Raw genomic sequence first — 9,627 nt, forward strand, 5'->3', positions numbered from 1 at the left:
CCGGCGAGGAGGATGAGATGGGCTTCCTTAGCAAGCTGTGGCGGCGCCTGAGGGGACGAGGCAAGGGTCAGGGCGCGGCCCAGGAGAAGGACGGGAGTGAAGGCCTCCAGGGGGCCATCGGCAACCGTCTCACCACCAAGGCCCTGCAGCAGCAGCTCGTCCCGAAGGCCTGGCCCTCGGGCACGACCGGGCCCCGGACGATGCTCAGCAACCACCACCCGGATGAGTCCGAGATGGGCGGGGACGCGGTGCTCGACTCCGTCTGGGGGAAGAAGACCCACTTTGCCCGCTCCGAAAAAGAACAGTCCCGCTACATGATGTCGACGTCGCGGGCCAAGGACGGGCGGACCCTCCTGACCGGGAACGACGGCAAGCTGCTGGACACGTCGAAGTCGACCATGCCGGTCGGCATGAGCCGGGACGAGGGCCGCAACATCTTCGTGATGGGGGCCGACGGCAAGATGCGCTCGCTCGACGTCGGCTCCGAGTTCCACCGGATCAATCCCAACGTCTCCGACGACTCCAGCCAGTGGAGCGACGCCGAGCGGGTCCATCATTCGACGATGCTCGCCGGCAACGACGTGATGGCTGCCGGGGAGATGGAGGTCGACCAGGGCCAACTGCGCATGATGAGCAACCGCAGCGGCCACTACCGGCCGCCGGTCGCCGCCCTGCACCAGGCGGTTTCCCAGCTGGACCGGTCCGGGGTGGAGATGGGCGGGGTGGGCCTGCAGCTCCTCGGGGACCGGCGGGAGGCGGACCGCACGGCCTCACCCGGCATGCGATCGGTGCCGGCTCTCCAGTTCCTGGCCCACAGCAAGGAGATGGAGGCGGCGCGCCAGCAGGCCCAGGACCCCACCCTCAGCGGTGATGCCAAGACCCGGATCATGAACCAGCCCCTGGAGGCCATCCGGGCCGACCGGGAGCGAAATGCCAACTGGTTCGCGGCGGCGGCGGCCCTGGCCCGGCGGAAGGGGTTGGGTGATCCGGCCAACCCTTCCGAGGAGACGGGTGGGGAGACCGCCGTCGGGGCGCAGCCGGCCGACGACTCGGACCCGATCCTCTACAACCACGTCGACCAGGCCCTGGCTCAGCAGACCTCGGTGCCCGCGTCCGAGTCCTTCTACAACCTCGAGGAGCAGCGCACGGCGCCGAACTCGGCCGCCGCTGCCGAGTTCTACAACCTCGAGGAACAGGAGCCGGCCCAGCAGCCCCCGGCCCGCGACTCGGACCCGAGTCACAACCTCGAGACGGACCAGCCCGCCGAGGAAGCGGTCCAGAACGCCGAAGAGCCGGCACCGGCCGAGGTGGCCGCCGAGATCGAGCGGCTCTACCGCACGAGCCCGGTCTAGCTGTGGCCGGGCCGGAGGGGGCGGCCGGGCCGGCCTGTTAGCGGGTCGTCGAGGTGGTGGACGAGCTGCTCGAGGTGGTGGTCGGTCCCGCGGCCGTGGTTGTCGTCGTGGTGGTGGTCGACGGCGGGGTGTTCGGGGAGCCGACCGAGCCCCACTGCCCGCACTCCAGGGTGGTCATCTGAGGCGGGGCCGACGTGCTGGCCCCGGCCGGGGGCGTGTAGGTCGTCGACTCGGTCTGGCTCTGGATCAGCTGGTCCTTGGTGAAGTCGAAGATCGTGGTGGTGAGGTTGTAGTTGGCCCCGTCGTCGATGCTCACGGCGGACTCGGTCTGCACGAACGGCACGTGGGTGTTTGCATCCCGCCCGCAGCCGAAGGCGTCGTACCGGCTGGAGTTGCCCCCGACGACCAGGTCCATGGTGTGCCTGGTGGCGTCGGTGACCGGCAGCATCCCGCACCCGGAGAAGTCGTAGAGGGCGTCGGTGGCCTCGGCGCCGACCCGGTCGACCTGGACGAAGGCCATCTCGTGGCCCCGCCCGGCCACGTCGAAGCCCCCGAGGGCGGTGGCGATCGGATCTCCCTCGGCGGCGGCGGCCTGGGCCGAGACCGGTCCGACCGAGGACAGCTGGGTCTCGACCGTGTAACCCGTGGAGAGCACCAGGCGCAGCCGGAAGGGCGCCCCCTGGGGCGACGGGACCGCGTACACGTAGATGTGGTCGGTCTTGCCCCCGCCCTCGGCGTCCAGCGTCGCCTGGGTCACGTCGAAGGCGTTGGCCGGGAGCCCGGTTCCACTGAGGCTCGAGATCGGGCACCCGCTCGGCCCGAGGATCACCGTGGTCGTGGTCGGCGGGACGGTGGTCGTCGTGGTGGGCGGCCGGGTCGTCGTCGGCGCCGCCACGACCGCGGGCGGCGCCGCCACGGGGGGCATCGTGGTCGTGGTGGACGGGATGGGCGGCACCAGCGCCACGCTGCTGTTCTTGGTGGGCCCGGGGGATGTCGCGCACGCCGCAGCCCCGAGGGACACCAGGACGGCCGCCGCGGCCCGCTGCCATCGTGCGCCGACCATTGCGCTTCGGAGTGTGCCAGGGCGCGACGGACGCGTACCTATAATCAGCCCGTTCGGGTTTGGGTGAATTGCCCGTTGGGGAAGTCCGGATCATGGAACGTGCAGGCAGGAGGAGGTCAGTGGAGGCGGTCCGCCCGGCGCGCACGCCGGCGTGGGACGCTTTCGTGGACTGCTATCTGACCACCTCCAACCGGGAGGTGGTCGACACCTTCCTGGCCGGCCTGGCCTCGCTCGGCCGGCGCACCGCCGCCTAGGCGCAATCCCCCCTGCCCGAACGGGCAGAGTCGGCCCCGCGGCAGGGTGCAACCGCCAGGGTCCGTGTTAATCGTGATTGAGGAATGTCTTCCTCCGCGGTCCGCCGGGCGCTGGGGGGCGCGCTGGCCGTCGCCCTGCTCACGACGACGGCCCTAGTCACGCGGGCGCTGTCGTCCTCCGACCCGGCCCCGCGCCAGGCGCGGCTGGCCGACAGCACCAGCCCCTGGCCCTCGGTAAGCACCTCCCAGGCGCCCGGTCTGGCGGCGGCGCTGTCCACGGCGCCCAAGGTCGTGACCCTGCACGCCGCCACCTCCCCGCCCCAACCCGTCCCGCCGACGGTGGCGCAGGCGGCGCCGATCCGGCCCCACGAGGTCTTCGCCTTTGCCCCGTACTGGAGCCTCTCGTCGGCGGGGACCACCGCCGTCGGCTCGGCGTCGACGCTGGCGTACTTCGGCCTGGACGTCAACGGCGACGGATCGGTGTCGCGCTCGGGCGCGGGGTGGCAGGGCTACCAGAGCGCCGAGCTGGTCAACCTGATCAACAACGCCCACGCCGCCGGGGACCGGGTGGTGCTGAGCGTCGAGTGCTTCTCCCAGGCCAACCTCGACCGGATCACCTCCGACCCGGCCGCCGCGGCCCGCCTGGCGGGGGAGCTGGCCCACCTCGTGTCGTCCGAGCAGATGGACGGGGTCAACTTCGACTTCGAGGGGACCGGCTCGGCCGACCGCAGCGGGCTGGTCCGCCTGATCGGGGACGTGGCCTCCCGCCTCAAGGCCGTCGACCCCAGGTGGCAGCTCACCGTGGACGTGTACGCCAGCTCCCTCGACGGTGGGGGATTCTTCGACGCCGCCGCCCTCGCCAGCAAGGTCGACGCCCTGTTCGTCATGGCCTACGACATGGGCAGCCGGACGACGCCCTCCCCGACGGCTCCTTTGAGCGGGCCGGGCTACACCGACTCCGGGCTCGTCACCACGTTCGCCAAGGGGGTGCCGGCCTCCAAGGTGCTGCTGGGCATCCCGTTCTACGGCTACGCCTGGCCCACGGCAGGGAACTGGCTGAACGCCGGCCCGACCGGCCCGATCTTCCCGCTGTCGTACTCACAGATCCACCAGGCCGGCCGGCCCACGTACTGGGACCCGACCACCCAGACCCCGTGGACGGCCTGGCAGTCCGACGGCCAGTGGTATGAGGCCTACTTCGACAACCCGCAGTCGATCGCCCTCAAGGTGGCGGCGGCCACCAAGGCCGGGCTGGGCGGCGTCGGGGTGTGGGCCCTGGGGATGGACGGCAGCGACCCGTCGATGCTGGCCGCCATCACCGGGCAGTCGGCGCCGGTCCGGTCCTACGTGGCCGCCCCGCCGCCCTCGCCGGCGGCGGTGGCCTCGGCCGGAGCGGGAGGGGCGGCCCCACAGGTGGTCGAGTCTCCCGCCGCCGGGCCCGCCGCCCCGCCTCCGCCCTCTCCGGTCGCCGGCAAGCTCCCGTCGGCGGCCCTCTGCTCGCTCCTCGCCTACGAGCCGGCGCTGATGTCCACGGTGCAGACCGCCGCCCAGCAGCAGGGCGGCGGCGCCAGCCCCGCCAACCTCCGGGACACCGTGACCGCCCTGGAGGCGACGGCCGGCTGTGTCGGAGGCAAGCCGGCCCCGATCCCGGTGTCGGGCCCGAGCCCGGACGCCTGCGCCCTGCTCGGCGGCATGGCCCAGCTCGCCGCGGTGATCCAGGGGGCGGCCGGCCCCCTGCCGACGGCGCTGGCCGGTGAGGTCGGCCGGGCGGCGGCGGGAGCGGGTTGCAACGGCGTGACCGCCAACGTGGTCCCGGCCCCCGCCAACTGCGCCGGGTTCACGAGCGTCCTCACCTCGGTCGCCGCCGAGGCCGGACCCCTCCAGCGGTACGCCGAGACGCGCCTCGGGCGGTCGCTCGGCGTCGACCTGGTGTCGGCGGTGGAGGGACTGGCCGCGGGCTGCAGCGACAACGGGACGCCGGATCCGTCTCCCCAGATCTCGACGGTGTGCACCATGCTGGTCGACGTCCAGGCCGAGGCGGGGGCGCTCCAGGCCGCGACCGAGGCCTACCTGGGCCACCCCCTGGGAGTGGACCTCACCAAGGTGGCCCACGGTTTCGGCACGCCGATGGGCTGCCCATGAGGCCGTCCCCCTGGCCCGTTCGGGCAGACCTTTCGGCAACAGGTCCAAAGCGGACAGGTGCCGTCGATACGGTCGCTCGAGATGTCTGTCCGGGGCGCGCGGCGCGGGAAGGTCCTCGGTATCGGCGCGCTCGGTCTTCTGACCGGGGCGATCGCCGGGCCGGGTCAGCGCGCGGTCGCGGCGACGCCCGCACCGGGCTCCCCGGTGCCCACCTTCGGGACCAACGGAGTGGTCGTCGACACCTCCTCCGGCGCCAACACGGCCGCCGGGGTGGCGCTGGACGCGAAGTCCGGTGAGCTCGTGGCCGTCGGCTCCGCAGCCGGCCCGAACTTCGCGGCGGCGCGGTTCACGGCCAGCGGTCGGATCGACCGCGCCTTCGGCGGAGGCACGGTCGTGACCTCGTTCCCGGGGACGTCGGGGTCCGAGGCGGAGGCGGTGGCCACCTATCCGAGCGGCACGCCACTGTCGGGCTACGCCCTGGTCGTCGGGACGGCGTTCCTGTCCTCCGGCGGCCGGGAGATGGCCCTGGCCCGGTACACCCCGAGCGGTCAGCTCGACCCGTCGTTCGGCTCCGGGGGCCGGGTCACCGAGCAGGTCCTGCCCCAGGCCGGTGCCGCGGAGGACGACGAGCTCGACAGCGTGGCGGTCGGCGCCTTCGGATCGGTCGTGGTGGCCGGCTACTCGCTGGGGGCCAACCCGGCGGCGCCGAGCGAGCGGGCCATAGCCGTCCTGCGGCTGAACAGCACCGGGGCCCTCGACACCAGCTTCGGCACGGGCGGAGTCGCGACCGTTCCGGTGGGGCAGAGCCAAGACCCCGCTGCAGGCGTGGCGTTGGACTCGTCCGGCCGCCCGGTCGTGGTCGGCTCCGCCGTCGACAACAACAAGAAGGCCAGTGACGTCCTGGTGGCCCGGCTGGGAACGGGCGGAGCCCTGGACCCGAGCTTCGGGTCGGGTGGGATCGCCACCGTGGCCGTCGGCGCCGGCGACGACTTCGGCTACGGGCTGACGGTGCAGTCCGACGGCGGCATCGTCGTCAGCGGAAGCACCTTCGACAGCAACAAGTCGACCTCGGACGGGGTGGTCCTGCGCCTCACGGCGACGGGCGCTCTCGACACCGGCTTCGGCTCGGGCGGCAAGGTGGTCGAGACGGGCGCCGACGCCTTCCGGGCGGTGGCGGTCGAGTCCCCGGGTGGCAACGTGCTGGCGGCCGGCTACGTGACGGGCGCCCACGGGGTCCGGTCCGTGGCCGTCGAGCGCCTGCACTCCAGCGGGGCGCGCGACGGCTCGTTCGGGACCAACGGCCTGTCGGTCACCACCCCGAACGGTGGCTCCTCGGCCGCCGGCTCGGTCGTGCTCGACCCGGCGGGGGTCTCCGACAGCAACGTGGTCGTGGCTGGGCCGCTGTCCAGCGGGTCGGCCACCGGTCTGGGCCTGGAGGAGCTGGTCGGGGGAGGGGCGCCCCTTCCGCCCGCCACCCCGCCGCCGGCGGTGTACCCCGACACCACCGGCTACCACCTGGTGGCCCGGGACGGCGGGGTCTTCGCGTACGGCAACGCCGGGTTCTACGGCTCGGCCGGCGCCATCCACCTGTCGAAGCCGATCGTGGGCATGGCCGCCACGCCGGACGCCAGGGGGTACTGGCTGGTCGCGTCGGACGGCGGCGTCTTCACCTACGGCGACGCCCGGTATTTCGGCTCGGCCGGCGCCATCCACCTGTCGAAGCCGATCGTGGGCATGGCGGCCACGCCGGACGGCAAGGGGTACTGGCTGGTCGCGTCGGACGGCGGCATCTTCACCTACGGGGACGCCGGGTACTTCGGGTCCGCCGGCGCCATCCACCTCTCCTGGTCGATCGCCTCGATGGCGCCGACCCCGGACGGCAAGGGCTACTGGCTCGTGGCCCTCGACGGCGGCATCTTCACCTACGGGGACGCCCACTACTTCGGCTCGACCGGGGGCATGCACCTTTCGCACCTCATTGCCGGAATGGCGCCGACCGCCGATGGCAAGGGCTACTGGCTGGTCGGCTCCGACGGCGGCGTCTTCACCTACGGGGACGCCGGCTTCCACGGCTCCGCCGGGGCGCTCCGGCTCGTGCAGCCGATCGTCGGCATGACCCCGAGCCCGTCGGGCGCCGGCTATCTACTGGCGGCTCGCGACGGCGGGATCTTCACCTACGGCGACGCCGTCTACGAGGGCTCGGCGGGCGGAACGAACCTGACTGCGCCGATCGTCGGGATGGCGCCGTGAACCGGGCTCACCGCCGCCGGAGGGCCATGGTGGCCACTGGCGTCGCCGGTGGTTTTGCCGGTGGCACCGCCCTCCTTGCTCTCCACGCCGTCTCGGCCCTGGCTGCGACCCCCTGCGACTTCAGCGGCGCGACGCCGTACCCCGGGACCCTCACCGTTCCCATGCCGAGCGGCGCCGTGGTCGTGTCGCGGGACCTCACCGGCAACCTGCTCTTCGGCACGAGCGGCTCCCAGTTCACCTGCAGCTACACCGACACGACCGACTCCAGCACGACCAAGGCGACGGTGTCGAACACCACCTCCGTGACGATCACGCCCGTCGCAGGCCAGGCCGTCACCTTCGACCTCACCAACGGACCCCTGGAGGAGTTCGACGGAGCGCACACGACCGTCCTCAACGTCGTGCACTTCGCCTTCCCGGCGTCGTCGGTCCTCGGGACGGTCACGGCCAAGGGGATCGGCTCGGGCAACGACATCACCAGCCCCGGTCTCACGGCGGCGGCCACGGTCGGTTCCCTCGGTCTGTCCCTCAATGCCGGGCTCGGGAGCCCTGATGTGACCTTCGGCGCTTCCTCCGTAGTGTCCGGTTTGAACCTGGATGCCAGCTCGGCCACCGCCGCCGTCGACCTCGGCGCCGCCGGCGGGGCCCAGGGCACCGGCACCCCGGTCACAGTCCCGGTGACCCTCGAGGGAAGCCCCCTCAGCGGGACGCTGACCGCCGGCAACGGCACGTCGACCCTCACCGCCAACTCCGCCTCGTCCGCTCTCGTGGCCGGCTCCGGGAACGGCACCTTCACCGGCACGGGGACCAACACGCTCGACCTGGGCGCGGTCACCTCGCCCGTCGCGGGCCTGACCGGCAGCGCGTCGGGGACGGTCACGGCCGGGGCGGCCAACGACACGTTTACCGGGGTGACCACGGTCAAGGGCTCGAAGTCGAGCGGGACCACTTTCGACGTGGCGACCAGCGGGTTCACCGTCGCCGGGCAGGGCGTGTCGACCAACCTGCTCGACCTCTCGGGCGTAACCAACCCCGACGTTCTGGTGACCGGCCCGGGCAGCAGCGCCGGGGCGGCGGGGACCGTCACGTCGGGCGGGCCGACGGTCGTGACGTTCAGCGGGATCGGGGCCTTCACGGGGTCGGCGGGTGCCGGCCTCGACCTCAGCGGCGCCAACGCCCCCGTCTCGGTCAACACCGAGACCGACCGGTTCTCGGCCGGTGCGGCCCTGAATGTCTCATTCGACTCCACCTTCACGACCTTCACCGGCCCGACCGCCGGCTCGGCGGCGTTCACCGCCGACTCCGGCGGACTGACCTTCGTCGGCAAGGGCTCGGGCAACAGCCTCAACCTCGGCGACGGGCCGTCGGGCCTGGTCATCACCCCGGTGTCGAGTCCCTCCGGGACGGTCAGCGGATTCGGTGGCGGCGACATCAAGGTCACCGACATCGGGACCTTCGACGGGCCCAGCGCCGGCCACACCACCTTCACCGCCCCCGCCTCGGGCGCCTTCACCTTCAACGGCCGGGGCTCGGCCAACACCCTCGACGTGTCGGGAGCCCAGAACGCGAGCGCGCAGGCCACCGGCGTGTCGGTCAACGTGACCGGCTACGCCTCGGGTGACAGCGGCCTGTCCGGCTCGCTCACCTGGGCCGGGACCTCGGCGTCGAGGGTCGGCTTCGGCGACGTCGGGTCGATCAAGGTGCCGACCCCGGCCACGGGCGGCTCGACGCTCAACCTGGCCGGGATCAACCTGGCCGGGTCGAGCACGACCGCCAACGCCGGCACCGGCGCGGTCACCGTGACCGGGCCCGACGCCAGCTCGGCCACCGCCACCCTCACCGGGGGAGCGGTGTCGAGCTATGTCGGGGGCCCGAGCGGCACCAGCACCACCTTCACCCTGTCGGGAACCGGCGCCAGCTTCTCCGGGGCGGCCAACGCCCCCGGCCCGGTCACCTTGGACCTGTCCGGGCTGTCGGGCGCCTCCACGGTGACGGTCGGCACCGTGGGCATCTCCAACGGCGCCTCGGTGGTCTCGGGGACGGTGGGGACCAACCACTTCTCCGCCGTCACCACCCTCAGCCTGTCGGGGGCGGCCGCCGGCTCCACCCTCAACTTCTCGGCTCTCACCACCGCCCTGACCATCAGCGTCACCGACCCGGCCAACGGCCAGGTCACCCTCGGCACCGCCACCATCAGCTTCGGGCCGACCTTCACCAGCTTCACCGGCTCCGGTGGCGGCACCAAGTTCACCGCCGGCTCGACGGGGGGCTACACCTTCACCGGCACCGGAACCCAGGCCGCCAACACCTTGGACCTCGGGGCGGCGACGGTGACGGCGATCACCGTCGCCACCGGTGGCACCGGCACGGCCGGGACCGACAGCTTCAGCGACATCGGGACCTTCGACGGGCCCAGCGCCGGCCACACCACGTTCCAGCCCTCGGGGACGGGCGGGACGCTCTTCGTGGCCAGCGGCTCGGGCAACCTTCTCGACGTGGGTCAGGCCGGGGCCACCACCCCGGTCACCGTCGAGGTATCCACCGTGGTCGGCGGAGTCACCACCAT

Annotated in this window: 6 protein-coding genes; 5 read left to right on the forward strand and 1 reads right to left on the reverse strand. The window is 72.7% G+C overall.

Annotated features, from left to right (window positions below; genetic code table 11):
• The first annotated feature begins 17 nt into the window (after positions 1-17).
• On the forward strand, positions 18-1,352 hold the full coding sequence (locus VFW24_09435) for a hypothetical protein (GenBank protein ID HEX5266983.1): 1,335 nt from the start codon (positions 18-20) through the stop codon (positions 1,350-1,352).
• Positions 1,353-1,389: 37 nt separating this feature from the next.
• On the opposite strand, the gene VFW24_09440 is transcribed toward VFW24_09435, so the two are convergent.
• Positions 1,390-2,415, reverse strand: a complete 1,026-nt coding sequence (locus VFW24_09440) for a hypothetical protein (protein ID HEX5266984.1) — start codon at positions 2,413-2,415, stop codon at positions 1,390-1,392.
• A 119-nt stretch (positions 2,416-2,534) separates the two neighbouring features.
• Here VFW24_09440 and VFW24_09445 point away from each other — a divergent pair, with 119 nt between their 5' ends.
• From VFW24_09445 to VFW24_09460, 4 genes are all read left to right on the forward strand, one after another.
• Positions 2,535-2,669, forward strand: a complete 135-nt coding sequence (locus VFW24_09445) for a hypothetical protein (GenBank protein ID HEX5266985.1) — start codon at positions 2,535-2,537, stop codon at positions 2,667-2,669.
• A gap of 84 nt (positions 2,670-2,753) precedes the next feature.
• Entirely contained in the window at positions 2,754-4,811 is a 2,058-nt protein-coding gene (locus VFW24_09450) for a glycosyl hydrolase family 18 protein (protein HEX5266986.1), read from the forward strand.
• Positions 4,812-5,015: 204 nt separating this feature from the next.
• Complete coding sequence (locus VFW24_09455) at positions 5,016-7,061, forward strand: hypothetical protein (protein ID HEX5266987.1); 2,046 nt, start codon at positions 5,016-5,018, stop codon at positions 7,059-7,061.
• Positions 7,058-9,627: hypothetical protein (locus VFW24_09460; protein HEX5266988.1), on the forward strand; the 2,570-nt coding region annotated here is incomplete at its 3' end. The genes VFW24_09455 and VFW24_09460, both read left to right, overlap by 4 nt.

This window comes from Acidimicrobiales bacterium, assembly GCA_036273495.1.
Classification (GTDB): domain Bacteria; phylum Actinomycetota; class Acidimicrobiia; order Acidimicrobiales; family JAJPHE01; genus DASSEU01.

Bases quoted from the DNA above. Each gene is read 5' to 3' on its own strand.
- VFW24_09435 (HEX5266983.1), top strand. From the start codon at position 18: ATGGGCTTCCTTAGCAAGCTGTGGCGGCGCCTGAGGGGACGAGGCAAG.
- VFW24_09450 (HEX5266986.1), top strand. From the start codon at position 2,754: ATGTCTTCCTCCGCGGTCCGCCGGGCGCTGGGGGGCGCGCTGGCCGTC.
- VFW24_09440 (HEX5266984.1), bottom strand. From the start codon at position 2,415: ATGGTCGGCGCACGATGGCAGCGGGCCGCGGCGGCCGTCCTGGTGTCC.